The sequence below is a fragment of the Rhodoferax sp. ZS1R8 genome (assembly GCF_056521325.1).
This window is the reverse complement of sequence record NZ_JBWMBA010000209.1, coordinates 430-1,031: the sequence shown is the minus strand read 5'-3', so window position 1 is coordinate 1,031 and position 602 is coordinate 430. Positions and strand designations below refer to the sequence as shown.

Annotated in this window: 1 protein-coding gene; it reads right to left on the bottom strand. The window is 59.0% G+C overall.

The window, feature by feature from the left end:
• On the bottom strand, positions 1–602 hold a 602-nt coding region (locus AC097P_RS25045; RefSeq protein WP_479613115.1), incomplete at both ends, for an efflux RND transporter permease subunit.

Genomic DNA, 602 nt, shown 5'->3' with positions numbered 1-602 from the left:
GCCACGGCCAACGTGGTCTTGCGGCGCAGCAGTGTGCGCTCCAGCAGGCGCCCATACACCCCATGTAACCACTCCACCCGGTGCTCTACGCGGTCCATCAAACGGCCCAGCCAGGGTGCCCAGCTGAAGCGTGACTCCACCGGGTCTTTCCACACCGACGACAGCATGGGGTCCAGCGTGAAGCTGACAAACAGCGACACCAGCACGGCCACGGTGACGGTGATGCCGAACTGGAAAAAAATCTTACCGATGATGCCGCTCATGAAGGCCACCGGAATGAACACCGCACAAATGGCCAACGTGGTGGCCAGCACGGCCAGCCCAATCTCTTGTGTGCCGTCGCGCGCGGCGGTGATGTGGTCCTTGCCCATGCCCACATGGCGCACGATGTTTTCACGCACCACAATGGCATCGTCAATCAGCAAGCCAATACACAGCGACAAGTCCATTAGCGTCACCGAGTTAATGGTGAAGCCAAAGGCATACATGGCGATGAAGGTGGACACCACCGAGATCGGCAATGTGATCCCGGTGATGATGGTGCTGCGCCACGAATGCAAGAACAAAAAGACGATCAGTATGGTCAGCAGGCCGCCTTCCAC